Here is a 24799-nt window from a genome sequence, read left to right on the forward strand (position 1 = left end):
TATTAGAACATTAACTGGTTAGCTATATGGGAATGTATATTAAATATAAATATCGGTTAATATTAACTATTAAATTATTATTGTTTACAGCTCAAGTAACAGTAGCACAACCAATATCAATTGATGATATATATAAACATTTATTAACAACATTCCCTCAATATAATAATATTACTTATAATAAACCTTCTACTAATTATTTTGTGCCAAACCACTGGTTGTTACAAACACCCAATATTTGGGGAACATCTGTTGAAAAATATAATCAAGGATTTACGCCAGTTGGTGATAATATAATAGATAAGCAATTTTTTGTGCCAACATGCCATGCTCAATCAGATTGTCTTGGGGTTAGTATTTGTAAAAGGGCTGAGTTTACTTTGGATGATAGAAAATTATGTTTAACAAATGCCCATGATATTTTAGAAAATATTTATAGTACAATTATTAAGGCTGAAAGTTCTATAGATATTGTAACTCTTGGTAAGACATCCCTGAGTACAGGAGCATTTACTTCAATGTTAAGAAATGCTATTACAACACTTGGATATAAGACTATTAACTCCCCTCATCCTATAATGGTACGCTTACTTTATGGAACATATCATGAGACACCTAGCATGTTCATCAAGGATTATTTACGCAATATTACTGCTAATTTACCTACTAAGAACAAATTAGTTGTATCTGTTACTAGTGTTAGATCATGTATGTTTAGATCTAATTGTGGTAATGAAGATGTTCAACATGATATCGTCCTTGATTTTGCCTGGAATCATGGAAAAGTTATTGTTGTGGATAAAAATATATTAATTACTGGTGGAGAGAATTTATGGGGTGACGATTATCTAGAAGCAAGACCAGCCAATGATTCAAATCTTAAAATATTTGGAGCTGTTGCCAGTGGTGCAACAATTTATGCTAATATATTATGGGACTATGTTCGTCACAATCCTGGTTTAGATGTCAATCGTTGTTACACATATAAGGATGGTGCTATTTCAAAGAAATGTGCACACCTTTTTAAGGTAGATACGGAGTTCAATAATAATTCACTACGACATTTAAATGATTTAAATGTTCAGGCAATGTTTGTAAGTAAACTTAATAATGGTGTTGGGATAGGTAATGATGCTGATCAATCAGAATTAGCAAGAGTATTCGCTCTAAAAAATGCTACGAGTTCTATTAAAATTAGTCAACAAGCATTTTTTATGAGAGGGCTTCTAAATAATCCATTAAAACATAAGATGTTACCGCCACTTGATACGATAAATGGCAATATCATACAAGCAATAGCCTATGCTATATATTATAATTCAGTAGATACACAGATAATTACTAGTAATTTAACCATGACTGATTCAGCCTATGTAAATTTACAATATTTATATAATTACATATTACAGACTATAATATCAGAGTATAAAGTTGATAGGAAAGCAGCAACAAAAAAATTAAACCAACATTTACATCTTGCTTATATGAGTTATAATAATATAGCTAATAAACATATAAGAAATCATAATAAATTTTGGATGGTAGATGATAAAATATTTTACTTTGGCAGTCATAATTTTTTCCCATCATCACTACAACAATTTGGTATAATTATAGATAGTAGAGAGGCAGCTAAATCATTAATTAAGAGTTATTGGAATCCTATGTGGCAATATTCTGCTAAATTGAGAAAATGAATCTTTAGCAAATAAAAGATGGGTACGAGTCAATCCTTTATTCTGTGTAAGCTCTATTTTTACATTTTTAGATTTGTTATGTTTAAAAACTCATAAGAAATGGCAAAAAAAGTTATTCACGTAATACCCATATATTATACATATACTTATCCACAGATTTTGTAGATAAGTATATGTTAGTTATTACTTAAAATTAAAGAATTTGAGTTAATTGATGCTATTAATAGCAAACTTTAGAATTACTTTTCTCAAGATTTGATAAAACGGCTTCTGTTTTTTTATCTTTTTTGCATTTTGCAGGAGTTCTTATTTGGACTCAGTAGAAACCTTTACACAGCCTAGGGCGTGTCATCAATTCAACAAAATTACAGAAGCAGCAAGATGAATCGCCCCCAAAAAGTTTTGAGCCGTTTTATCATAGCGTGTTGCAATCGCCCTATATTGTTTAAGCTTAGCAAAAAAATTTTCAATTAAGTGCCGTGCCTTATAAAGCTCTGTATCCAATTCTATTGGAATTTTGCGATTCTTCCTTGATGGAATTACAGCCACACAACCTTTTTCTTTTAGCCTGTTCCTTACCCGCTCATATGCATCATAAGCCTTATCTGCAAGTACATGAAATCCTTGTGTTAGTTTTTCCATTAGTGCATCACTCCCTTGCAAATCATGTACTTGTCCTGCTGTTAAATGAAAGCCAGTCGGGTTACCAAGCCCATCGACAGTTGCATGTATTTTAGTCGACAAACCACCCTTGCTACGACCAATAGCTTGATCAGTTGTTATGACTTCTTTTTAGCACCAGCACTATGTTGATGTACACGCACTATTGTAGAATCGATCATCGCATACTCATTGTCTGCATCAGCTGCAAGTAACTCAAATACCTTCTGCCAAACTCCTTTTTGACTCCATCTTGTATGTCTGGTATGAATTGCCCTAAAATCCCCAAATCTCTCAGGCAAATCTCTCCAAGCTATTCCTGCTCTATATCTGTATAGTACCGCCTCTACAAAAAGACGATTGTCCTTAGCTGTTACTCCTACATCTCCTTCTTTTCCAGGTAGTATATCCTTTCCCATTGTTCATCTCTTAAAGCATACCGACGCATTTCAACTTTCCCTTTAGTTTTTTATAAACTTAATGATTTATATCACTATGTCAACTCATTTGATGACACGCCCTAGTATTTTATATCATTAGTTGTGACTTTTAAACTGCCCTGGCAAACTTGCACCAAAAATAATATTGACATTGTCAGATATAAATATAAACTAGTCTAATACTAGTTTATATTTAATTTAATCAGCAAATATTATGAAAGAAAAGCTTTCTAACCAAATTAGTGCCTTTGAAGCAAAAACACATTTTTCTAATCTTCTTAAAAGAGTAAAAGATGGGGAGAAATTCACTATTTTTAAACATAATGCACCAATTGCAATTCTTATGCCTATTCCTTCCCAACAAAGATTCAATATTGAAGAAACAATAAACAGTCTTGCTGAATTCCGTCAAGGAAAAAAACTTGCTGGTTTATCTCTCAAAGAATTAATAACAGCAGGAAGAAAATAATGACTAAGTCTTTTATATTGGATTGCTCCGTTGCTATGTCATGGTGTTTTGAAGATGAATTTGATAGTTATTCCGAAATAGTTCTTAACTCTCTTGCTCAATCCAAGGCTTTGGTACCACCACTTTGGATACTTGAAGTAATTAACGTTTTGCTTATGGCTGAAAAACGTGGTAGATTAAAGACTGCTGATTCAACTAGGTTTATAGATTTGTTAGGTTCTTTAGCAATATACACTTCTGATTTGTCATTTTCTATGTCTGAGATTATAAATACCGCACGTAGTCATAAACTGACCTCATATGACGCAAATTACTTATTATTGGCTATGCACGAAGGATTAAGTATTGCTACTAAAGATAATGATTTAATAAATGCTTGTCGGATAAATGGAGTAGAGATTTTTTTAGATACATCGGAGTGATTTGTGAACATGGCGGTTAGAGAGTATACAACTGAAAATGTCATTATGTAAATTGTAATGAGCTTTTGACCCTCTATTGGTGAGCGTTCACGGTTTTTCAGTTTACCATGATTTATGATATTTTTAGCACAAATTCTTTATAGAAAAATCTACTATTACTTGAAAAGTTTACAATTAAAAGGTGTATATGCTATAAAAACTACATCTAAAAATTAAAATTTTAGAGCGAAATTGAAAAACCGTGAACGCTCACCTCTATTGTAATAAAAATTGACCCCTTGAAAATTAAAAATTAGAACTCCGAAAGCCATATTTTATCTGGGTTACAGTGCGATTAGGCTTAGGGTCAATTCTTATTACAATTTTTGCTCCAAAAGGGTCAAAAGCTCATTACAATTTACAACTAGTACCAATTCCATGGTTTTCAAGCTCTATTTTGGTCAATTTTTCACCAGCTTGTAATTTTTCAAGAAGTATATCAAATTTAGAAAGTCCAATAAGTTTAGTCATAATATTCATCCTCCAAAATTAATAGTTGTTTATTTAATTATTCCTAATTTGTTTATCTTTAATCTGAATATTTTTTAATATTGTATTGCGTATCATTAATTTTTGCTTCTAGAGCAAAAAGATAATTACATTTTCAATGTACCCACTACCCTTAAATAATTTACTCTAAGGATAGTTGGTACATTTTATTAATTGGAAAGTGCTTGCAACATTTTCTCTTTTAGCCCTTCCCTCTCCCATAATACACATTTAAAATATTCATCAACTCTATTAAACGATGAAAAAAAACTGCTATTGATATCAACCGTATTATGGGGTTGTAGCGGGAACCATTATAGTTCCTACTGAACCTATACTTTATAACCCATTAAGTGTATGGAAATCATTTAGTCCAAAATATAAATATAATGAGGTAGGATTGTCAAAGATTAAATATTTTTAACCGAGAAAAGTTAGAGTTTATTTAAGCCACCAGATGTTCTAGTTGCAAAGGATTATCTGTATTTATAGTCTTATTGGCTCATCGGTATGATCTGTGCGAAAAATCCCCATAAGGTATTATACGAACTATAGAGTCAATTTTTGAGAATTATATCTCAAATTATCTAAATTTTTGTCTAGACAAAAGGTACCACCTTAAAGCTTCCAGAATATTGGCACCGACATTTTACCAATTACCATTACTAAAAATAAAATATTAATATCTGGTTTACCAAATTTCCAACTTGTTCTATAGTGAAACCTATTGAATTAGGTGATATAAATAGAAGAAAATATCGCTAAATCTTTAGAAATTTATTACTATATTCTTGTCACCTAATACACCTGGTTTCACTATATTGCTAAAGCTTAATAGAAATCATTGGTCGTGTGAGAATAATCTAAATTGGGTAAAAGATAAAGTTTTTGAGGAAGACAAGTCAGCTATAAGTACAGGAAAGGCACCATTGGTAATGTCATTACTCCGGGCAATAACTATCTCTATAATTTCACTGTTTGCAAACAAAATTACTGAAACAAGAGAAATCTTTAATAATTATAGAAACAAACTATTTAAGGTTATGACAACTTAAAGTTGCGACTTTTAAACTGCCCTGATATATGTTACAGCTTTTCCTTGACAAATATTAAAGGTGAGATATTTTATGATTTAGATTATATATATAGAAAAATATTTGAGGTGATTACATAATATGTCAAAAGCTAAAACAGCATCTAAAAATAACCCAACCTCTAGGGAACAGGCTAAAGAGTATTTTTATCATGGACAAAAAATTAAACCAGTAAAGTTTATATCCGGCAAATCTTCTTTTTTGGCAGCAGAATACGACGTTTCAGGAGATTTAGTAATTGGCTCTGATGGCAAAGCATTACCTTGGGGTAGAGCAAAAATTTAACTTGAGATAAAATTTGCAATAAGGTTGTTGACCTTACGTGTGAAAAGGTATATAAACTACCTGTGCATTGGCGATTTGGGGATGTAGCTCAGGGGTAGAGCATCTGCTTTGCACGCAGAGGGTCGGGGGTTCGATTCCCTTCGTCTCCACCAAGACCTATTAGTGATATTTCCATTAAAAGCCCGATACTCATAGCATTTCCTCCAGTTAATTAGGTCAAGTTTTAATAGTATAGGAAATTGCATTATCTGTCAATTTACAATAATTTCATAGGTTATTTTTGCAAAAAAACACATCTCATGCACACACAAAATTAGTATTTTTTAGCACTTCATTTATTGAAATACACAGCAAATAATAGTTAATGAGTCTCCCCGTCAAAAGTCTAGAAGGATAATATATAATATGGTTAGCGGGTAAAAATATCTAGATAATCCATAAGAAAATGCTATAATATTGGCAGAAACCTTATGGATTGTATGAATTATGCCGATAGAAGATATAATAAAATCCCAAAAACAAGGACAGCTTTTTGGTTATAAATTGACCGAAGAATTAAACCCTAATAACAAGTTATATAAATTAAGATCGTTAATAAATTGGACTGTTTTAGAGGAATGGTTATTGACAAATGTTAATATCAAGAAATTTGGTAGGAATCGCAGATGTCACAGGTTATTACTTGGAGTAACTATGCTGCAAGCGATGTATAACCTGTCAGATGCTGCAGCTGAAGAAGAGCTGAGAGAGAACGTATATTGGCAATATTTTTGTGGTTGGGAATATTTGCAGAAAGATGCTGAGATATCAGAAGCTAGTATACGAAGGTTTCGTGCTATATTAGGGGAAGAAGGATATAATGAGATATTAAAAGAATTAACAAGAATTGGTTGCAAAGTCGGAGTGCTTAAAAAAAAAGACTTAGCATCGATAATCGTTGATACTACAGTACAAATTAAGAATATTAAGTATCCTCATGATGTGTATTTGATGGATAAGGCAAGAATAGAGCTAGTAAAGTTATGTCATACTTTAGGCATTAAGTTACATGAGACATATGCCAAGCAATATAAAAAAGACATAGTAAAATTATGGAAATATAAGGATAATAGTAAAGCCAAAAAACGTAAGAAGGTAATGCAACATTTAAAGATATTGCTGGGTCGTTTAATAAGAATATGTCAGCGAGAAATAGCAAAAACAAAGTTAAGTTTGTCATTAAAGCAGCAAGAAATACTAAATAAGATTAAAAAGATTCAGGCACAATCTATACTGAGTAAAGCAGAGAAAGAGCGATATAAGGAGGATAATAAAGTATTATATAGTTTTCACGCACCGGAGGTAGAGTGCATAGGTAAAGGGAAATTAAACAAACCCTATGAGTTTGGTAACAAGGTTTCGATAGCAGTAAGTGGTCGAGGTAATTTTGTATTAGCGGCCAAATCATTTCATGGCAATCCATATGATGGTCATACATTATCGCAGACTGTAGAGGTTGTAAAGAAATTAACAGGAGTGGGAATAGCCAGGACATTTGTTGATTTAGGCTATAAGGGGAATAATTTTAAAGAAAAAGACAAGGTGTATAGCCCATATTGCAAGAAGAAGCTATCCTCAGATGATAAGGCAATGATCAAGAGAAGAAGTGCTATAGAGCCGATAATAGGACACCTTAAGCATTATGGTAGAGTTGGCAGAAATTACTTAAAAGGAGTAATAGGAGATATAATAAATCCGTTAATTTCCGCTGTAGGATTGAACTTACGGTGTATTGCTAATCACCTGCTCAAAACAAATTTTTCTACATAAAAATTAGCAAATAAAGAAAATTAATCAAACGATTACAAAATCGTTAACAAAACGTCATGCAAAAATTTTCTAAAAATCATCTTTTTATATCAAAAAATTACATCAGAACAATTAAACTCTAAAATTTTATACAAAAATTTTTTGCTAAGGTGCTAATTTTTGAATTTTTTGCACTTTTGACGGGGAGACTAATTATTTCTATCATCGATAATGTACTGAATCAACTTAAAATTGAGTCTTACCATTTTAAAAATAATTGCCTGTCCTAGCTTTAATTACTAAAAATATAATTCAAGTTGCCAAAATACCACTTTTAAATACTTCCTCATTTTAATTCTCATTCTTATAAATTAATTCTTGCAAACTATTTCTATAGTTATGCTCATAGGATTAGGTGATAAAGAACATAACGATTGTAAGTTGTCATATATGGACGAGTGAATTTGTCAATAAAGAAAATAAAAAATAGAGCCACAAAGGAAGCGGTCATATATTCGGCATCGAGTGCCATAATGGTTTCTGCATTCTTCTAAATATCCTTGAGTAACCTCTCATTCCCACGGCTTCTAGAGCCTCGACATAATTGCGGATTTTGTTCAGAATACTTATTTCATTAACTCTTTTACTTTCGTTCTCTTTATTGTTACTAACTTACTCGCAATATTTACCAATTGCCATTCTTTTGCTTAATTGACATAAATTATCCTTCTTGCCAACAGCGCTAATTTGCGACATACTCGCTGCCATTGGTAACTACTGCATAAGCTATTCTAGCTAATTTATTCGCTAAACCAACACATATAATATTATATGATTTGTTTTCAGCAAATTTCTTCACTGCCCACTGAACTAGCTTATCTTTTGATTCTTTATCGCTTTTGGCTCTTATTGCTATTGTTCTTGCAGCTTGAATCAACATAGTTCTAGCATATCTATCACCTTGTTTGCTAATTCCTCCTAAAACTATCTTATCTCCTGAGGTGTATTGTTTTGGCACCAAACCAAGCGACGCAGAAAAATCCCTCGGGGTTGCGTAATTTTCCATTGGTGCTACGCTCAAACAACTAGCATTGATTGCTCCAATCCCAAAAATTGTCTGCAACCTAATAGCTTTCTCATTCTGTTTATTATTACTGATTATCAGCTTTTCTAAAGTTTTTTCTTTGTTACACAAATTCTCAATTTCTTCACATTCTAAAAGTAAAATTGACTGTACCCCAGAAGTTATATAACCTTCTATATACGCTAATTCTACCTCCGACTTACATGCTTTGCAAAATTTATTTTTGCTTAATTTTGTATTATAACCATATTCATATAAACTTGATATTGTAGAATTAGTTTTTTGTACTCGATCTCTGATCGTATTACTTCGGATTTTATGCAAAAATTTTATATCTTGTTCCTCTTTGCTTTTGGGTAACACATCTTTTAGCTCTGGATCGCGAGCAGCTTTACATATTGCTAAGGCATCGTTATAATCATTTTTCTGCCTCGATGTTGCATAAATTTTTACATCTTTTGTTTTCATCAACTTAACTTGCAAATCAAGCTTGTTAATTTCTTGCGACCAATAATTACCTCCTCCACATGCTTCCATGACCACCAGTGAACTTTTATTGAGATTGTTTAAACATCCTATTAACTCATCTCTTTTAACTTTTTGATGACCGACTTTTTTGCCATTTTGATCAACTTGCACCAAGTGCATAATATTTTTTGCTAAATCTATTCCAATTATACTATTTTCTATGCTATTATTTATCATGGTATGGACCTATTAATTAAATTGTTATTTAATTTGGAGCAACTGAAAAACATTTTTCACCAGACTCCGTACAAGTAAAGCATATTTCGCTTCACTCGTCCATACCATCATTCCCGCTTATGCGGGAATGACAACTTACAATCGTTATGTTCTTTATCACCTAATCCTATGAGCATAACTATATAATAATTTACTGATTCTGACACTTTATTTTTTTCAACTACTTTTCTTTTGATCTCAATAACAGAACTCAAACTAGCCCATTGATCATCATTAGTTATTTTCTTAATATCACGAATTATGCGACATTTTCTCTCCTCAATTCTGCCATGTCCCTTTTCATATGTTCCTGCAATATCCGTTCCTAAAAACTCAAAAACCTCTGTCTGAAAAGTTTTTTCAACCTCGTTGTACAATCCAGGGTGATTCATCTTTAAACCCAAAATATAATCACCCTCTTTCTCTACAATTTGCTTAGCTATATTTTTTTGACACCCCATTGCATCAATACTAACTATTGCTCCTTTGATATCCAAACACTCTATTGCTTCTGGAATAGATGTAATCTCATTCTTTTTACTATCAATAACTTTGCCGAATAAAGTTATATAGCACTTAACATATGGATTCAAATAAGTTATAATGATAAATAATAAAAAAATTATATAATAGAAATATGGCATCCCCCTACAGTTACGATTTACGTTCTAGAGTTATAGAACATTATGAGAAATATAAGAAAGTAGCACTTACATGCGAAACCTTTAAAATTAGTCGGTCAATAATCTATGATTGGATTAGATTAAAGAAACAAACTGGAGATATAAAGTCAAAGGAGGGATACCAGAAAGGATATGGTCATAAAATCCCTGATTTATCGGAGTTGCGTCATTTAGTAGAAAAGGGTAACTCGTTAACGCTTACAGAAATAGCGTATACTTGCAGCAAAACTGCATAACTCTATTAAATTTTTTTGGTAGTATGAATTTATTTTATAAATTTGGGTTCCTACTATGCAAATATCACCGATTAGTAAAAAAACTGGTTGAAAAACTATCAGTTATACTATAACATTTCAATTATTAAACGTAATGAATGAATCAAAATGAAAAAGCCAAAAGTAGCGACCTTAAGTGCTGAGGAACGAGAAGAACTAATACAACATATTAAGGCAAGTTCATTAACAGGAGATGATCAGCAAGCGGTGATAGAACTTGTGAAATTTTGTAACGAACTAATAGACAAGCTAGCATCATCAAACATCAGTATAAATAAGCTTAAGGAGATGATGATTGGTTTTAAGGCAGATAACAAAAAAAAGATAGTTCAGATTCATTAAAAGAACCACCGAGTGAATCTGATAATAAGAATGGTGGTAATGAAGAAGAGTACGATGAGTCCAAGAAGAGAGATCGCAGTAATTGGCAAGGTAAATATGGATTTGATGATTATCAGGATGCAAATACCAGCTATTTAGCTCCTGAGAATTTTTGTAGTGGTGATAGCTGTCCTCACTGTGATAATGGTAAACTCTATAATAGTGAAGCTAGAAAATTGCTACAATTTACAGGTAATGCTCCAATTACAGTCAACAGATATGTAAAGAAAACGTTACGCTGTAATGCTTGCGATTATACAGTTATGAACAATAAGAATATCAACAAATGGACAAATAGTAGCAAAAGTGCAATAGTGTTACAAAAGACCTACGGTACTCCCTTCTATCGTTTATCTAGGTTGCAAAGTTTAAGCGGGGTTCCTGTATCATATAGCTCGTTGTGGCAACAATATTTAGATGTTTGGCAAGAAGGTGGTGGAGCTGAAATTTACAGGGTATTATTGGAAATGGCTGCCGAATGTAGCTCACTGAATCTTGATGATACTAGAGCTAGAATTTTAGAAATTACTGTAGCCAATAAAAAATTACGTACTCAAAATAAGAAAGGACGCAGCTGTTATACCACTACTATATGTGCTAAGACTGCCAATAATGAGGTGATAGTTTTATATTTTACCGGTAATAAGCATGGCGGGGAAAATATTGGTAACGTACTAAAGAATCGTAAGAATAGGACTGATTCTATTCATTTAATGACTGATGCAAGTAACAATAATAACCCAGTATTATCAGAAGCAGATAAAGAATTACTAGCAATAATAATTATGATCAACTGTTTATCACATGGACAGAGGAAATTTACAGATAATGAACCATACTATCCTGAAGAATGCGGATATTTTCTCAAACAAACTGGTGGGATTTACCATAATGAACATCAATGTAAAGAGATGAGCCTTGAGGAAAAGCTGAAGTACCATCAGGAACATAGCAGTAAATATATAGAAAACATATATAACAAAATAGACGAATTATTTAACGACAAGAAAGTTGAGCCTAATAGTAGGTTTGGGCAAGCTATGAAATATTGGTTAAATAATAAAGAAGGTTTGACGCAATTTTTGAAAATTCCAGTTAGCAGTCTTGATAATAATTGGGCTGAGAGGTCACTACGTACCATTATTTTACAAAGGAAGAATTCATTATTCTTTAAAACAATCAATAGTGCTGAGATACATAGTGGTCTGTATAGTATAGTAAAGACTTGTAGTGAGAACGGGATCAATGCATTTAAATATTTAAATTGGCTGCAAGAGCAGAGTAGCAAAGCAAAGAAGCATCCTACGAATTATACACCTTTTGCCTATGCAAGATATATAAATAATACGGAATTAATCGAGACGGCAGCTTAAATGACAGGAAGCCAATCATTGGAGAGTTTGGCAGAACTAGGATCGCCATTATGAATAAGAATGTGTAAGGTTCTATAACAAATCTGATAAGATGAATTATCAGATGGGGAAAGTTTTGCCGTAAATTTACCTTTGGATAGGCGTTTAGAGCATAACCAAAAGCCTTGACCGTCAAAGGACAAAATTTTAATGGCAGTTCTGTTTTTATTATAGAATAAAAACAAGGAACCATTAAGAGGGTTGGAAGAAAGTTTTTGTCTGCAAACAGCTATTAAACCATCGATACCCTTACGAAAGTCGATGGCAATAGTGGCAACAAAAATAACTGACTGAGGGGTTAGTTGCAGCATAGAAATGTTTGAATTATGGTTTTTAGCTCTAGTGTTTGAATAATAAGCTTGGTACCATTTGGCTTAATAATGTGGCAAGTGTAGTAATTTTGTTTGGGAGTAGCCACAGGATCAGTATCTATAGAATTTACTAGTTGAAATGGGAGAAAATTAATATCGTGTTGTAGAACTTTATTTGAAGTTGAGGTAGGAGAAGTTTTGAGGGAAGGTTGATGGGCTTGTTGAATTGAACTAATTATTGTTTTATTAATATTGAGATGTTTGGCTATATCTTTGCAAGAATAGTGATGGAGTAGCTGGCGAACTAATTCCTTTAGATGGTTTGGTATGGGATCAAACTTGTTAGTTTTAGTTTGACGCCAGGCTTTAAATTGCTGAGCTACTTGCTCAACAGTAATTGATGGTATTTGCATAGTAGGAACCCAAATGTATAAAATAAATTTTATACTAACAAAAAAATTAGATAGAGTTATGCAGTTTTGCTGCAAGTATACCTAGCTTCTGATATCTCAGCATCTTTCTGCAAATATTCCCAACCACAAAAATATTGCCAATATACGTTCTCTCTCAGCTCTTCTTCAGCTGCAGCATCTGACAGGTTATACATCGCTTGCAGCATAGTTACTCCAAGTAATAACCTGTGACATCTGCGATTCCTACCAAATTTCTTGATATTAACATTTGTCAATAACCATTCCTCTAAAACAGTCCAATTTATTAACGATCTTAATTTATATAACTTGTTATTAGGGTTTAATTCTTCGGTCAATTTATAACCAAAAAGCTGTCCTTGTTTTTGGGATTTTATTATATCTTCTATCGGCATAATTCATACAATCCATAAGGTTTCTGCCAATATTATAGCATTTTCTTATGGATTATCTAGATATTTTTACCCGCTAACCATATTATATATTATCCTTCTAGACTTTTGACGGGGAGACTATCTATAGAATTTACTAGTTGAAATGGAAGGAAATTAATATCTTGTTGCAGTTTTGCTGCAAGTATACGTTGAATTGAACTAATTATTGTTTTATTAATATTGAGATGTTTGGCTATATCTTTGCAAGAATAGTGATGGAGTAGCTGGCGAACTAATTCCTTTAGATGGTTTGGTATGGGATCAAACTTGTTAGTTTTAGTTTGACGCCAGGCTTTAAATTGCTGAGCTACTTGCTCAATAGTAATTGATGGTATTTGCATAGTAGGAACCCAAATTTATAAAATAAATTTTATACTAACAAAAAAATTAGATAGAGTTATGCAGTTTTGCTGCAAGTATACAAAGATATGGATTTTATTGAGGCAAAAAATTCTGCAGCTAGGGAGATAGCTTTGGCTTTTGGTATCCCCCCTCAATTGCTAGGTATTAATGGTGATAATACTTATAGTAATATGCAAGAAGCTAGATTAGCTCTGTGGGAAGAGACGTTAATTCCGTTGCTTGATAAATTATCAGATGCTTTAGGTAACTGGTTGTCACACTGGTATCAAGAGGAGATTATTATTGATTTTGATCGTGATAGTATTTCAGCATTGACCGAAAAACGTGAGAATTTATGGGCTAAAATCTCTAATGCTAGTTTTATGACTTTAAACGAGAAAAGGTCTCTTGTCGGTCTGAAGCCTATAGATGGTGGAGATAGATTATGACAAACGACACAATTGCCACATTATATAGTTTTATTACTAAGATAGTTTCTCTCCTTGAAGTCGAGTTAGACGAGCTAGGATCAAAAAAATCCAAGGGAGAGGTAATAATTAAAAAAAATATTACTGAAACACTGAATAAATTAGTTAATTTAATTATCCAGCTGAATAAGCTTAGCAAAGATGAGTATTTAAATGAAAATACCATAATGAAAGAAGAGGATAAAGAAATCATAGCTGAATTTTTGAGTAAATATACTCTAAAAAGTTAACTTAGGACAAAATAGTGTCATCTCTCCCCGTCATTGCGAGGAGCCACTTTGCAACATACCGTCATTGCGAGACCACGCAGTGGTCGTGGCAATCCATTATTCATTAAGACTGGATTGCTTCGTCGGCTCATGCCTCCTCGCAATGACGCCGTTTTATGCACTTTTGCTGGAATGACATTAAAGATAGTATGTAGGAATATCAATGACTTATCCGAAGAAGTTATTACATGCAATATTGAGACAAGATTTTAATAGTTTCATCAATAAAGTATTTAATACCATTAATCCTGGAATAGAATATCAAGCCAATTGGCATATTGAGCTAATTGCTGAATATTTGCAAGCAGTACAGAATGGGGATATTAAGAGGCTAATCATCAATATGCCACCCAGGTCTCTAAAATCTGTATGTATTGGAGTAGCATGGCCAGCTTGGATATTAGGGCATGATCCAGCAAAAAGGATTATGTCTGCCAGCTATTCTCAAGTATTAAGTGTAAAACATTCTTTAGATTGTCGTTTGATACTTACTTCCGACTGGTATCAGCAAATTTTTCCGAAGACTATTTTAAGTAAAAAACATAATCAGAAAAGTAAATTTTTGACAAATAATAATGGTTTTAGGTTTGCTACGTCAGTTGGTGGTTCGGCGACAGGTGAGGGGGGTGATATACTTATTATTGATGACCCACATAACCCTACTCAAATCAACTCACCCAAAATGCGTAAGAGGGTAATTGAATGGTTTGAACAAACATTTGTTACCAGACTTAACAACAAAAACACCGGAGCAATAGTATTAGTTATGCAAAGATTACATGAAGAAGACTTAAGCGGACATTTGTTGGCAAATTCCAATTATTGGCATCATTTGAAAATTCCAGCTATGGCGAAACGAGAACAAATATTTTCAATTAATAACTATAAATATCAATATGTTATAGGTGATATTTTACATAGTTTTCGCGATAATCCTGATTATCTTATTAAATTAGAACAAGAAATTGGGGTGCATAATTATGCTGCTCAATATTTGCAAGAACCAATATCGAATAATTGTATATTGTTAAATATTGAGGATATTAGTTTTTACGAAACTATACCGAAGAAATTTGATTATTTTGTGCAAAGCTGGGATACTGCAATTAAAATTTCAGAAAATGCTGATTATAGTGTTTGTAGCTCTTGGGGCATTTTAGATAAGAAATATTATCTTGTCGGGCTGTTCAGGCAGAAAGTCACTTATCCAGAGTTAAAAGGGCAAGTAGAGAAATTAGCCAAGAAATATTGTCCTAGATATATATTAATTGAAGATAAAGCCAGTGGTCAGCAAGTTATACAAGATTTAAGATTAGACGGGGTTGTTAATATAGTTGCCATAAAGCCTAAACTTGATAAAATCACTAGATTTTCCTCGGTTTTAGCTTTATTCCAATCTGCAGCCGTAGTTTTACCAAAACAATCGGCTTTTAACACTATATTACTCAACGAATTGTTAAGTTTTCCACATTGTAAAAATGATGATATAGTTGATTCGGTTAGCCAATTTTTGAATTTTATAAAAGAGCGATCGAACAAATCACTAGCAAGGATACGGGGGTTTTGATTGGCATAGAGCAGGGTAGTTTAAAAATCGCAACTAATGATATAAAATACTAGATTATATAGTTATGCCTATAGGATTAGGTGATAAAGAACATAACTATTGTAAGTTGTCATTCCCGCGTAGGCGGGAATCTAGATACCTGCTTTCGCAGGTATGACACAAAGTTTGTATCACCTAATTCAATAGGTTTCACTATAGTTTAAAAGTTGCGGAAAAATAACTGGCGTCATTGCGAGGAGGCGTGAGCCGACGAAGCAATCCATTCTTGTGTTAACCTTGCGAAAGCAGGGATGACATCACAGTTTTAGCACCATTCCCGCACTCTCTTGTCATTCCCGCTTTTCCTTGTCATTCTTAGCAACGGCGGAAATCTAGATCCCGCACCGAAGCAGGGATGACAAGTCCCTGTGAACTTCTCGCCTAAAAATAGCTCAAAATATAATTAATTAGTCATCTCCGACAGTCTCCTAGATGTTAGTTTGACGTAAAAAATACTAATCGGGTTAGCTATAAATTAAGTTTTATGACCATAAGTTTTTCATTTTATTAAAAAAACTAGCATCATCTTCATCTTTGTCGCTTGTCAATTCTTTATCTAGCAGCTCTAGTAATTCTTTTTGTTTTTTAGTAAGGTTCTTTGGTATTTCAATATGCATGTGGGCAAACATATCACCTCTAATGGTTGACCTAACCTTAGACATACCTTTGCCTTTTAGCCTGAGTTGTTCGCCATTTTGTGTGCCGGCGGGTATCTTTAACCTTACCTTACCACCTTCTATATCTGGTACTTCTATTTCTCCACCTAAAATAGCTTTAATAAAACTAATAGGCAGTCTACAATGCAGATTAATTCCATCAACTTTATACAGGTCATGCGGCTTAACAGTAACAAAAATATACAAATCCCCGTTATTGCCTCCTCGTATTCCAGCATCTCCTTCCCCAGTAAGCCTTATTCTTGTACTTTCTTCAATACCAGCTGGAATATTTACCAATAAATTTCTATGTTGTGAATAACGCCCTTGACCATGACATTTTTTACATGGATTTTTAATTATTTGTCCTGCACCTTGGCATTTTGCACAAGTTTGTTCTAAGATGATTAAGCCTTGTTGTATTATTTTAACCCCTTTTCCTTTACAATCATCACATTTGGTCATGTCAGTATTATTATTTTCTGAACCGCTACCGTTACATGGTGAACATTTTACTTCACTAGTAAAACTAATATTTCTGTCGATACCACGAAATGCTTCTGGCAAAGTAACTGTAATGTCATATTTTAGATCTGAGCCTCTAACGCTAGTTGGTTGGCGTTGTCTTCTTGCCCCACCGCCCATAAAATCATTAAAAAAATCACCAAATATATCATTTAAATCAGGATTCATTCCTCCAGCAGCATGTCTTCTGGCTGACGATGCTCCTCCTGAATTGTGAAAAGCTTCATGTCCAAAACGATCATATGCCGCTCTTTTCTGTTCATCTTTTAGCACATCATAAGCACTACTTATTTCCTTGAACTTTTTTTCTGCTTGTTGATCCTGTGAATTACGGTCAGGATGATACTGCATCGCTAATTTATGATAAGCCTTTTTTATTTCTTCTTGGCTAGCAGATTCATTAACTCCAAGTATTTGGTAATAATCTTTTGTCGACATAATTAAAGATATCTTATTTTAAATTTTATTTTTAGCTAACTAGATTAGCATTGCCTCAATTCACAAACGTCATTGCGAGGAAGACCATAGGAATCCATAAAAGTAGTCAAGAATGGATTGCTTCGTCGCTACTAAAGTAGCTCCTCGCAATGACTTTGGCAAAAGTACTTTTCCGTCATTGCGAGACCACATAGTGGTCGTGGCAATCTACATTCATTAATAATTACTTATTACTTACATCCTCGTAATTAGCATCAACTACTTTATCGTCATTACTTGCCTCAGCTCCCGCGTTACTATCATCGCCTGACGGAGATTTGTACATGGCTTCTCCAAGCTTCATACTTGCTGTCATCAGAGTGTCAGTTTTTGCTTTAATTTCTTCAAGCTTATCTGACTCTAAAGCTGCCTTTAACTCTGTTATAGCGTTTTCTGCTTGTTGTTTATCGTCAGCTGATATTTTACTATCATATTCTTTTAGAGTCTTTTCTGTTGAATAAACTAAGCTGTCTGCACTATTTTTAGCTTCAATTAGTTCACGACGCTTTTTATCATCCTCAGCGTTTTTTTCCGCATCTTTTACCATTTGTTCAATTTCTTTATCACTAAGCCCCCCAGAAGCCTGGATAGTTACTTTTTGTTCCTTGCCACTAGCTTTGTCCTTGGCCGAAACATGAACTATACCATTAACGTCTATATCAAAGGTTACTTCAATTTGAGGTGTTCCTCGTGATGCAGGTGGTATACCATCAAGATTAAATTGTCCAAGCAGTTTATTAGCAGATGCCATTTCCCGTTCACCTTGGAAAACTCTAATTGTTACGGCATGTTGGTTATCTTCAGCTGTAGAGAATGTTTGACTTTTCTTAGTAGGAATAGTTGTATTACGATCAATCAGCCTAGTAAACACCCCGCCAAGAGTTTCAATACCTAAAGATAAAGGGGTAACATCTAACAATAATATATCAGTAACTTCTTTGTTTAACACCCCGCCTTGAATAGCAGCACCTAAAGCTACGACCTCATCAGGATTTACTCCTCTATGTGGTTCGCGACCAAAAAATTCTTTTACCTTGTCAATAACTTTTGGCATTCTAGTCATACCACCAACAAGTACTACTTCCTGAATATCCGAAGCTTTTAGCCCAGCATCTTTTAATGCTTTCCTACATGGCTCTATTGTATCATCAATTAACGTTGCCACTAAGGACTCTAATTTTGCCCTAGTAAATTTTATATTTAAATGTTTAGGGCCTGAGCTATCAGCCGTAATATATGGCAAATTAACATCAGTTTGCGGTACAGACGATAATTCTTTTTTAGCTTTTTCCGCAGCTTCCTTCAGACGTTGCAAAGCTAAAGGATCCTTACGTAAATCCATACCACTTTCTTTCTTAAACTCATCAATTAAATAATCTAGAATTCTTGAATCAAAATCTTCTCCACCAAGGAAAGTATTACCGTTGGTAGATTTAACCTCAAATACTCCGTTACCTATTTCTAAAATTGATACATCGAACGTACCGCCACCAAGATCATAAACGGCAATTATTTTGCTTTCAGCTTTATCAAAACCATATGCTAAAGCGGCTGCTGTTGGTTCGTTGATTATCCTTAATACTTCCAAACCAGCAATTTTCCCAGCATCTTTAGTTGCTTGACGCTGTGCATCGTTAAAATATGCTGGGACAGTAATAACTGCTTGCGTTACTTTTTCACCAAGATAATTTTCAGCTGTTTCTTTCATTTTCTGGAGAATATAAGCACTAATTTGGCTAGGTGAATATTTCTCTCCGTTAACTTCGACCCAAGCATCATTATTAGCAGCTTTTACAATCTGGTACGGTACAAGGTCTTGATCTTTTTTAACCATAGGATCAGAAAAATTCCTACCTATCAATCTTTTAACGCCATATAAAGTATTCCTTGGGTTGGTTACAGCTTGGCGTTTTGCTGGTTCGCCAATTAACTTTTCACCACCGCTAGCAAATCCTACCATTGATGGAGTCGTTCTAATCCCTTCAGCATTTGCTATAACTTTTGGTTCTTTGCCTTCCATTACTGCAACGCAGGAATTTGTTGTTCCTAAATCTATACCTATGATTTTTGCCATATACACTCCTAATTCCAATTAAACAAATCAACTTAATAAGTTTTGATATAGTGACTTACAGTCTATTTTACAAGAGGTGGTAGTGAAAAAAATCGTGAGAATATCCACTATATGAGAATAGGGTAGGGCATTTGGACGAATCGCCTATTTCACTTTGCACATTTCTACGATTTTGAATTCCCCTAATTCTCTCTTTATTAGAACCTTCTCTTACTTCAATTAATCCTTGTGTAAGATGTTTTAACTTAGAGCTTTCAGCATAAAGAACCATATGCTTAAAAAACTTGGTAAATTTACCCACTAGCTTATTACCACCATTCCAATACAAATCCTCAATCATCAGCATCTCGTTAGGTTTTAGCTTATCCCAGGATTTGCCATAAATATTTTTTAGTTCGATGCGATTAACGGCACTCTTATAGTCGTATATCATTCGAGATTGTTGTGTTGTAATAGTTTGCTCACCATTATAAACTTTATCAAATGATATCAAACCCTGAAATATTGCCTGCCAAATAGTTTTTGCTCTTGGATTATCCATGTTAAAGCCTGTCCCTATAGTCTTATTGCCCTTAATATCTTTATATATCTGTAATATTTCATTTTCATTACCTTTAATAAAAGTAAATGCCATTTCTTGGTAAAATTGTAGATGTTGCGGATTAAAAAGATTTAAGCCATGTAATTTATCCCGTAATTCAGCGGCAATTTTTATACTTACTACCATAAATTTATAATTATTTATCTTGAAAAAATCAATAATAGCATATTTTTAGCTAGCACTAAGTGTTCTAGTAAAAAAAATCATTGACTAGGCAACTATATTAAAACATAATCACCTCGATGGTCGTGCAGTTGCGTAAAAATCTATACTAGAATTTACGAGGAAAGTCCGGACTCTACAGAGATATGGTGCTGGTTAACGTCCAGCGGGAGAGTAATCTTTTAGGGAAAGTGCCGCAGAAAATATACCGCCAAATTATAATTTAACATGGTTTGGTAAGGGTGAAATGGTGTGGTAAGAGCACACCGGTAGGTTGGTAACAAGCTACGCATGGTAAACCCCACCAAGAGCAAGATCAAATAGGCACTACAGAACTTACATGTTCCTAGGCATCTCTGGCTAGTAGTAGTGCGGGTAGATCGCTTGAGGTAAATGGTAACATTTATCCTAGATAAATAACTGCAATAGATAATAGAAATATTATCTATACAAAATCCGGCTTACAGACCATCACTTCTTTGTTGTTAAAATTGGTTTAAAATGCATAGAAATATAAAATATAAACATATAGTACTGTTACTAACAGTTATTATAATTTCTTTTTCGTTATTTAAATTTCTACCTACAGAAGTATTAAAAACTAAGGCGATATTAGAAGAGGATATTAAGATTTTTGTAGTAAACTTGGATCGTAGCCCAGAAAGATATCAAAAAATAACTCAGCAACTTCAAAAGAATGGGTTAAATTACGAAAGATTTAATGCTGTTGACGGGTATTTACTAGAAACCGTTGATGATAAGGGATTAAAATTTTCCGGTCGAGAGATAAAAAGCAATCCTGAACTCTTATTAGCAAATAGTTATTATACTATTCGGTGTCCTTCAGAAGATGTGGAATATTATTCTGATTTTTCAATATTACCTCGTACCCTAACTGCTGGAGAATTTGGCGTATATTGCAGTCACCGAGAGATTTGGTATAAAATGGTTCAAAAAAATATTCCATATGCATTAATATTGGAAGATGACTCAGTACTTAGTGCAAATTTCCGGGAACAATTTCTAAAAACTATAAACACACTTCCATCATATTGGGATTTCGTTTATTTGTATATGATCCATTTTAAAGAAAAGGTATTTCTCAGTGTGCATAATAATCCACTTTTGAAAAAAATAGGCACTAATGACATAGGCTTTACTACAGCAACGGCATATATGATTAGCTTACCTGCAGCAAGAGTGTTGCTTGACTCTAGTAAGAAATTTACTTGGCCAATAGATCATGTAATGGAGCGTAGCATTGTTTCAAAGAAAATGGAAGCTTATGTTATGTGGCCATTTCCAATTAATCCAGAAGGAGATTCGATCATTGGTGAAATGTTTCCTCAAAAGGGAGGGGAGATTCAACATTAGCTCTTGTCATTTGTCATTGAAAGGAGTATAAACCAACGAAGCAATTGTAAGTTGTCATTCCCGTGTAATTATGTCATTCCCGCGTAGTCGGGATAAGATACCTGCTTTCGCAGGGATGACATTGTAAGTTGTCCATTCCCGCGTAGGCGGGAATCTAAGATACCTGCTTTCGCAAGGTTAACACAAAAATGGATTGCTTCGTCGACCTACGGTCTTCCTCGCAATGACGGAGAAGCTATCTAAAACCTTAACAGGTTAGCTATATAATATCTCAAGGATTTTTTTTAATTATGAAGAATATTTTTTATACAGAATTTTGGCGTAAATATTATCCCGTTATTTTATGTTTCGTCTTAATGTTTTTACATTTCTTATCAGCCTATCCTGGTGGAATGTCGTTTGATAGTTTTTATCAATATGAACAAAGTATTAGTGGAAACTATTTCTCTCATCATCCGCCTTTAATGTCAATGGTGTGGTCGTTACTCAATCATATCTATCAAGGTCCACAGGTAATGCTATTATTGCATTTAGTGTTTTTGTGGGGAGGTATATTATTGCTTTTTTATGCTGACCCACAAAATAAATATAGATATCTTTATTTTGTAATACCATTTCTGCCAAATATATTAGCTCAATCTGGCATAATTTGGAAAGATATAGGGTTTGCCGTAGGTAGTTTTTTTGTAGTAGCTAGTTGTGTTTTTTATATCTATCATCAAAACCGACCATCTTGTTTGACAGTTATTGGACTATTATTAGTTATTTTTTATGTTGTTGGCGTTAAATTTCAAGCACAATTTATCGCACCAATTTTAGTTTTTTTTGTATTGTCAGTTTATCTTAAAGCTATAGCTGACCCGGCTAACATTATGCCAAGTTCACAGACGTCATTGCGAGAAGCTACTTTAGTAGCGACGAAGCAATCCACAAAAGTGACCAGGAATGGATTGCTTCGTCGTGCTTCGCTACTCCTCGCAATGACGGACGTCAGTTTACTATGGCTAAATGCTAGTCGGGTTAGCTATAATTGGTTTATCAGAATAATAATTACTACTATCCTTTCCTTACTAATAATAGAGGGTAATAATCAGCTTGCTAAGCATTTTTCTACAGATAGTCATGCAAAGCAAGTACGCCTATTATTTGACATGGCAGGGATAAGTGTTGAAATAGATAATGATGATGTACTACCAGACTATGTTAAAGAAAATAAAATATATAGTTTTGAAAAGCTTAAAGCCCTCTATACTCCTGGGTTAGTTAATTATTTAGTTTCTGGTGATAATGGGATTTACAATTCTACGTCAGACCCCATAAAATTACAAGAGATGGAGTCTAGTTATATAAGAGCTGTAATTCACCATCCACTCGCTTTTCTTAAACATCGCATGAAGAATTTCATTTTGTTAATGAAGGAGTCTGGGTACTATAATAACGATTTACTTATTGATCCTAACGAAGCACAAAAATATGGCATTTATCTTAAAAAAAATCATGTGAAAAACCTGATGATAAGTTACTTAGACGCATTTCCAAGGGTAGTAACTAAGAATTTTATTAGCTTTATACTAATATTTGTTTATTTAATAGCCATTTTAACAAATAAACAATCTAATAATCCTGAAAAAGCTATTCTAATTTATGTTGTCGCTATAGGTCTTGTGTTCTCGGTAGTACTATTTTTTGTTACTATGGCGTGTGATTACCGTTACTACTATGTCATAAGAGTTTTAACATTGTTTAGCTTGCCAATTTATCTGAAACTCAGACATTGCAAAGCAAAAAATGTTGTGTATAGCTAACTCAATAATATTACTTCGTCATTGTAAGATGCCCTTTCAGCGTAGGTGGGAATGACAAGGGAGTACGGGAATGACATTTTACAAATATTATTTTACTGGATTTCTCTCGTATGTTACTTTATAAATTTAACTTGATTTTATTTAGCAGATTCTAAAAATGAATGTTATAGACAAAGAAAGAGCACTACTTGCCGCACTTAGCCAAATCGAGAAAAGTTATGGTAAAGGTTCGGTCATGAAACTTGGTCAACGTCGGGCTGTAGATGTTGAGGCAATACCAACAGGATCGCTAGGGCTTGATATAGCACTTGGTATAGGTGGTTTACCTAAGGGAAGGATTATTGAAATTTTTGGACCGGAAAGTTCAGGAAAGACTACCTTAACTCTACATGTAATTGCTGAAGCACAGAAGAAAGGTGGCACTTGTGCTTTTATTGACGCAGAACATGCTTTAGACCCAGCATATGCCAAAAAACTTGGAGTAAATATTGACGAGCTTATTATTTCTCAACCAGACACCGGGGAACAGGCTCTTGAAATAACTGATACTCTAGTACGCTCTGGAGCTATTGATATGGTTGTTATCGATAGTGTTGCCGCTCTTGTACCTAAAGCAGAGATTGAAGGAGAAATGGGTGACTCCCACATGGGGTTACAAGCCAGATTAATGAGCCAAGCCCTTAGGAAACTTACCGCATCGATTTCCAGAACTAATTGTATAATTATTTTCATTAATCAAATTAGAATGAAAATAGGTGTTATGTTTGGCAGCCCAGAAACTACTACAGGTGGTAATGCTTTAAAATTTTATGCCTCAGTGAGGCTAGATATCAGAAGAATTTCATCAATCAAGGATAAAGAGGAAGTAGTAGGTAGTCAAACTAAAGTCAAAGTTGTTAAAAATAAAGTCTCTCCACCATTCAAAACTGCAGAATTTGACATAATGTATGGTAGTGGTATTTCTAAAGAAAGCGAGATAATTGACCTTGGCGTTAAGTTTGAAATAGTAGAAAAGTCTGGTTCTTGGTTTTCCTATAAGGATACTCGTATAGGGCAGGGTAGAGAGAATGTTAAACATTACCTAAGAGAACATCCAGCTATCTGTTGCGAAATAGAACAATTAATTCGTCAAAAATCTTCTCATAATGCTAATATTATCTTTGATAGTGAAACAGTAATTATAGAAGAGGATGAATAACAAATATAAGCAATCCTGTCTTATGTCATCCCTGCTTCGGTGCGGGATATTAGCCACAACTGTCGAAAGTTAGAAGGTAGAGCG

At 33.7% G+C, this 24799-nt stretch carries 25 protein-coding genes, 1 tRNA gene, 1 other RNA gene and 2 pseudogenes; 18 read left to right on the plus strand and 11 right to left on the minus strand.

All coding sequences use genetic code 11. The annotated features are described in order from the left end of the window. The first annotated feature begins 32 nt into the window (after positions 1-32). On the plus strand, positions 33-1697 hold the full coding sequence (locus tag ACQH2P_RS01370; RefSeq protein ID WP_425362703.1) for a phospholipase D-like domain-containing protein: 1665 nt from the start codon (positions 33-35) through the stop codon (positions 1695-1697). 351 nt (positions 1698-2048) lie between these two features. Here ACQH2P_RS01370 and ACQH2P_RS01375 read toward each other — a convergent pair. Next, positions 2049-2805, minus strand: a pseudogene (locus ACQH2P_RS01375) (IS5 family transposase). Positions 2806-3011: 206 nt separating this feature from the next. On the opposite strand from ACQH2P_RS01375, the gene ACQH2P_RS01380 reads away from it, so the two are divergent. The 6 genes from ACQH2P_RS01380 (at position 3012) to ACQH2P_RS01405 (ending at position 7404) form a co-directional block, all read left to right on the plus strand. After that, positions 3012-3266, plus strand: coding sequence for a type II toxin-antitoxin system Phd/YefM family antitoxin (locus ACQH2P_RS01380; RefSeq protein ID WP_425362704.1), 255 nt, complete (start codon positions 3012-3014; stop codon positions 3264-3266). Beyond that, on the plus strand, positions 3266-3688 hold the full coding sequence (locus tag ACQH2P_RS01385) for a type II toxin-antitoxin system VapC family toxin (protein ID WP_425362705.1): 423 nt from the start codon (positions 3266-3268) through the stop codon (positions 3686-3688). The genes ACQH2P_RS01380 and ACQH2P_RS01385 overlap by 1 nt, the downstream gene beginning before the upstream one ends. Before the next feature lie 1319 nt (positions 3689-5007). Then, positions 5008-5271: a hypothetical protein gene (locus ACQH2P_RS01390; protein ID WP_425362706.1), complete on the plus strand. Its 264-nt coding sequence runs from the start codon at positions 5008-5010 to the stop codon at positions 5269-5271. A 120-nt stretch (positions 5272-5391) separates the two neighbouring features. Next, a complete protein-coding gene (locus ACQH2P_RS01395) occupies positions 5392-5595 on the plus strand; it encodes a hypothetical protein (protein ID WP_425362707.1) in 204 nt (67 codons plus the stop codon). A gap of 77 nt (positions 5596-5672) precedes the next feature. Next, a tRNA-Ala gene (locus tag ACQH2P_RS01400) sits at positions 5673-5747 on the plus strand. 334 nt (positions 5748-6081) lie between these two features. Then, positions 6082-7404 carry an IS5 family transposase gene (locus tag ACQH2P_RS01405; protein ID WP_425362593.1) on the plus strand — a complete coding sequence of 441 codons (1323 nt, stop codon included), beginning with the start codon at positions 6082-6084 and terminating at the stop codon, positions 7402-7404. 721 nt (positions 7405-8125) lie between these two features. Here ACQH2P_RS01405 and ACQH2P_RS01410 read toward each other — a convergent pair. Together ACQH2P_RS01410 and ACQH2P_RS01415 are read right to left on the minus strand one after the other, a co-directional pair. Then, positions 8126-9172, minus strand: coding sequence for an IS110 family RNA-guided transposase (locus ACQH2P_RS01410; RefSeq protein WP_425362708.1), 1047 nt, complete (start codon positions 9170-9172; stop codon positions 8126-8128). Between the two features lie 107 nt (positions 9173-9279). Then, positions 9280-9855, minus strand: coding sequence for an ISAs1 family transposase (locus tag ACQH2P_RS01415; RefSeq protein ID WP_425362709.1), 576 nt, complete (start codon positions 9853-9855; stop codon positions 9280-9282). Here ACQH2P_RS01415 and ACQH2P_RS01420 point away from each other — a divergent pair. The 3 genes from ACQH2P_RS01420 to ACQH2P_RS01430 all read left to right on the plus strand — a co-directional run bounded on the left by ACQH2P_RS01420 (position 9849) and on the right by ACQH2P_RS01430 (position 11923). Further along, positions 9849-10130: an IS630 transposase-related protein gene (locus tag ACQH2P_RS01420; RefSeq protein WP_425362710.1), complete on the plus strand. Its 282-nt coding sequence runs from the start codon at positions 9849-9851 to the stop codon at positions 10128-10130. The genes ACQH2P_RS01415 and ACQH2P_RS01420 overlap by 7 nt on opposite strands. Before the next feature lie 147 nt (positions 10131-10277). Next, positions 10278-10511: a hypothetical protein gene (locus ACQH2P_RS01425; RefSeq protein WP_425362589.1), complete on the plus strand. Its 234-nt coding sequence runs from the start codon at positions 10278-10280 to the stop codon at positions 10509-10511. A gap of 302 nt (positions 10512-10813) precedes the next feature. Next, complete coding sequence (locus tag ACQH2P_RS01430) at positions 10814-11923, plus strand: IS66 family transposase (protein ID WP_425362590.1); 1110 nt, start codon at positions 10814-10816, stop codon at positions 11921-11923. On the opposite strand, the gene tnpB is transcribed toward ACQH2P_RS01430, so the two are convergent. The 4 genes from tnpB to ACQH2P_RS01450 form a co-directional block, all read right to left on the minus strand. Continuing rightward, complete coding sequence (tnpB, locus tag ACQH2P_RS01435) at positions 11920-12273, minus strand: IS66 family insertion sequence element accessory protein TnpB (RefSeq protein WP_425362591.1); 354 nt, start codon at positions 12271-12273, stop codon at positions 11920-11922. The two genes, ACQH2P_RS01430 and tnpB, sit on opposite strands and share 4 nt — an antisense overlap. After that, on the minus strand, positions 12261-12686 hold the full coding sequence (locus tag ACQH2P_RS01440) for a hypothetical protein (protein ID WP_425362592.1): 426 nt from the start codon (positions 12684-12686) through the stop codon (positions 12261-12263). The genes tnpB and ACQH2P_RS01440 overlap by 13 nt, the downstream gene beginning before the upstream one ends. 56 nt (positions 12687-12742) lie before the next feature. Beyond that, positions 12743-13099, minus strand: a complete 357-nt coding sequence (locus tag ACQH2P_RS01445) for a transposase (RefSeq protein ID WP_425362711.1) — start codon at positions 13097-13099, stop codon at positions 12743-12745. 89 nt (positions 13100-13188) lie between these two features. Then, positions 13189-13479, minus strand: coding sequence for a hypothetical protein (locus ACQH2P_RS01450; protein WP_425362654.1), 291 nt, complete (start codon positions 13477-13479; stop codon positions 13189-13191). A gap of 81 nt (positions 13480-13560) precedes the next feature. On the opposite strand from ACQH2P_RS01450, the pseudogene ACQH2P_RS01455 reads away from it, so the two are divergent. Together ACQH2P_RS01455 and ACQH2P_RS01460 are read left to right on the plus strand one after the other, a co-directional pair. Next, a pseudogene (locus ACQH2P_RS01455) lies at positions 13561-13929 on the plus strand (phage portal protein); the annotation flags it as partial. Then, positions 13926-14198, plus strand: coding sequence for a hypothetical protein (locus ACQH2P_RS01460; protein WP_425362712.1), 273 nt, complete (start codon positions 13926-13928; stop codon positions 14196-14198). The pseudogene ACQH2P_RS01455 and the gene ACQH2P_RS01460, both read left to right, overlap by 4 nt. 17 nt (positions 14199-14215) lie before the next feature. Here the strand turns inward: ACQH2P_RS01460 and ACQH2P_RS01465 are convergent, their stop codons facing one another. Continuing rightward, positions 14216-14401 carry a hypothetical protein gene (locus ACQH2P_RS01465; protein ID WP_425362713.1) on the minus strand — a complete coding sequence of 62 codons (186 nt, stop codon included), beginning with the start codon at positions 14399-14401 and terminating at the stop codon, positions 14216-14218. Between ACQH2P_RS01465 and terL the strand changes: the two genes are divergently transcribed. Then, positions 14401-15804, plus strand: a complete 1404-nt coding sequence (terL, locus tag ACQH2P_RS01470) for a phage terminase large subunit (RefSeq protein WP_425362714.1) — start codon at positions 14401-14403, stop codon at positions 15802-15804. The genes ACQH2P_RS01465 and terL overlap by 1 nt on opposite strands. Positions 15805-15884: 80 nt before the next feature. After that, a complete protein-coding gene (locus tag ACQH2P_RS01475; protein ID WP_425362715.1) occupies positions 15885-16007 on the plus strand; it encodes a hypothetical protein in 123 nt (40 codons plus the stop codon). Positions 16008-16325: 318 nt separating this feature from the next. Here the strand turns inward: ACQH2P_RS01475 and dnaJ are convergent, their stop codons facing one another. The 3 genes from dnaJ to ACQH2P_RS01490 form a co-directional block, all read right to left on the minus strand. Next, a complete protein-coding gene (gene dnaJ / locus ACQH2P_RS01480) occupies positions 16326-17462 on the minus strand; it encodes a molecular chaperone DnaJ (protein ID WP_425362716.1) in 1137 nt (378 codons plus the stop codon). 223 nt (positions 17463-17685) lie between these two features. Next, positions 17686-19575: a molecular chaperone DnaK gene (dnaK, locus tag ACQH2P_RS01485; RefSeq protein ID WP_425362717.1), complete on the minus strand. Its 1890-nt coding sequence runs from the start codon at positions 19573-19575 to the stop codon at positions 17686-17688. Positions 19576-19642: 67 nt separating this feature from the next. Continuing rightward, positions 19643-20302: a hypothetical protein gene (locus ACQH2P_RS01490; RefSeq protein WP_425362718.1), complete on the minus strand. Its 660-nt coding sequence runs from the start codon at positions 20300-20302 to the stop codon at positions 19643-19645. A gap of 112 nt (positions 20303-20414) precedes the next feature. On the opposite strand from ACQH2P_RS01490, the gene rnpB reads away from it, so the two are divergent. From rnpB to recA, 4 genes are all read left to right on the plus strand, one after another. Continuing rightward, positions 20415-20818: RNase P RNA component class A (gene rnpB, locus ACQH2P_RS01495), an RNA gene on the plus strand. 21 nt (positions 20819-20839) lie between these two features. Next, complete coding sequence (locus tag ACQH2P_RS01500; protein ID WP_425362719.1) at positions 20840-21712, plus strand: glycosyltransferase family 25 protein; 873 nt, start codon at positions 20840-20842, stop codon at positions 21710-21712. Positions 21713-22002: 290 nt separating this feature from the next. Then, positions 22003-23517 carry a hypothetical protein gene (locus tag ACQH2P_RS01505; RefSeq protein WP_425362720.1) on the plus strand — a complete coding sequence of 505 codons (1515 nt, stop codon included), beginning with the start codon at positions 22003-22005 and terminating at the stop codon, positions 23515-23517. 157 nt (positions 23518-23674) lie between these two features. Further along, entirely contained in the window at positions 23675-24715 is a 1041-nt protein-coding gene (gene recA / locus ACQH2P_RS01510) for a recombinase RecA (protein WP_425362721.1), read from the plus strand. Positions 24716-24799 lie beyond the last annotated feature (84 nt).

This window comes from Candidatus Tisiphia endosymbiont of Hybos culiciformis (genome assembly GCF_964030975.1).
In the GTDB taxonomy this organism is placed as follows: Bacteria; Pseudomonadota; Alphaproteobacteria; order Rickettsiales; family Rickettsiaceae; genus Tisiphia.

Bases quoted from the DNA above. Each gene is read 5' to 3' on its own strand.
- dnaK (WP_425362717.1), bottom strand. From the start codon at position 19,575: ATGGCAAAAATCATAGGTATAGATTTAGGAACAACAAATTCCTGCGTT.
- ACQH2P_RS01500 (WP_425362719.1), top strand. From the start codon at position 20,840: ATGCATAGAAATATAAAATATAAACATATAGTACTGTTACTAACAGTT.
- ACQH2P_RS01405 (WP_425362593.1), top strand. From the start codon at position 6,082: ATGCCGATAGAAGATATAATAAAATCCCAAAAACAAGGACAGCTTTTT.
- ACQH2P_RS01385 (WP_425362705.1), top strand. From the start codon at position 3,266: ATGACTAAGTCTTTTATATTGGATTGCTCCGTTGCTATGTCATGGTGT.
- ACQH2P_RS01460 (WP_425362712.1), top strand. From the start codon at position 13,926: ATGACAAACGACACAATTGCCACATTATATAGTTTTATTACTAAGATA.
- terL (WP_425362714.1), top strand. From the start codon at position 14,401: ATGACTTATCCGAAGAAGTTATTACATGCAATATTGAGACAAGATTTT.
- ACQH2P_RS01415 (WP_425362709.1), bottom strand. From the start codon at position 9,855: ATGCCATATTTCTATTATATAATTTTTTTATTATTTATCATTATAACT.
- ACQH2P_RS01505 (WP_425362720.1), top strand. From the start codon at position 22,003: ATGAAGAATATTTTTTATACAGAATTTTGGCGTAAATATTATCCCGTT.
- dnaJ (WP_425362716.1), bottom strand. From the start codon at position 17,462: ATGTCGACAAAAGATTATTACCAAATACTTGGAGTTAATGAATCTGCT.
- ACQH2P_RS01370 (WP_425362703.1), top strand. From the start codon at position 33: ATGTATATTAAATATAAATATCGGTTAATATTAACTATTAAATTATTA.
- ACQH2P_RS01425 (WP_425362589.1), top strand. From the start codon at position 10,278: ATGAAAAAGCCAAAAGTAGCGACCTTAAGTGCTGAGGAACGAGAAGAA.
- ACQH2P_RS01450 (WP_425362654.1), bottom strand. From the start codon at position 13,479: ATGCAAATACCATCAATTACTATTGAGCAAGTAGCTCAGCAATTTAAA.
- ACQH2P_RS01430 (WP_425362590.1), top strand. From the start codon at position 10,814: ATGAACAATAAGAATATCAACAAATGGACAAATAGTAGCAAAAGTGCA.
- ACQH2P_RS01440 (WP_425362592.1), bottom strand. From the start codon at position 12,686: ATGCAAATACCATCAATTACTGTTGAGCAAGTAGCTCAGCAATTTAAA.
- ACQH2P_RS01380 (WP_425362704.1), top strand. From the start codon at position 3,012: ATGAAAGAAAAGCTTTCTAACCAAATTAGTGCCTTTGAAGCAAAAACA.
- ACQH2P_RS01410 (WP_425362708.1), bottom strand. From the start codon at position 9,172: ATGATAAATAATAGCATAGAAAATAGTATAATTGGAATAGATTTAGCA.
- recA (WP_425362721.1), top strand. From the start codon at position 23,675: ATGAATGTTATAGACAAAGAAAGAGCACTACTTGCCGCACTTAGCCAA.
- tnpB (WP_425362591.1), bottom strand. From the start codon at position 12,273: ATGCTGCAACTAACCCCTCAGTCAGTTATTTTTGTTGCCACTATTGCC.
- ACQH2P_RS01395 (WP_425362707.1), top strand. From the start codon at position 5,392: ATGTCAAAAGCTAAAACAGCATCTAAAAATAACCCAACCTCTAGGGAA.
- ACQH2P_RS01420 (WP_425362710.1), top strand. From the start codon at position 9,849: ATGGCATCCCCCTACAGTTACGATTTACGTTCTAGAGTTATAGAACAT.
- ACQH2P_RS01445 (WP_425362711.1), bottom strand. From the start codon at position 13,099: ATGCCGATAGAAGATATAATAAAATCCCAAAAACAAGGACAGCTTTTT.
- ACQH2P_RS01490 (WP_425362718.1), bottom strand. From the start codon at position 20,302: ATGGTAGTAAGTATAAAAATTGCCGCTGAATTACGGGATAAATTACAT.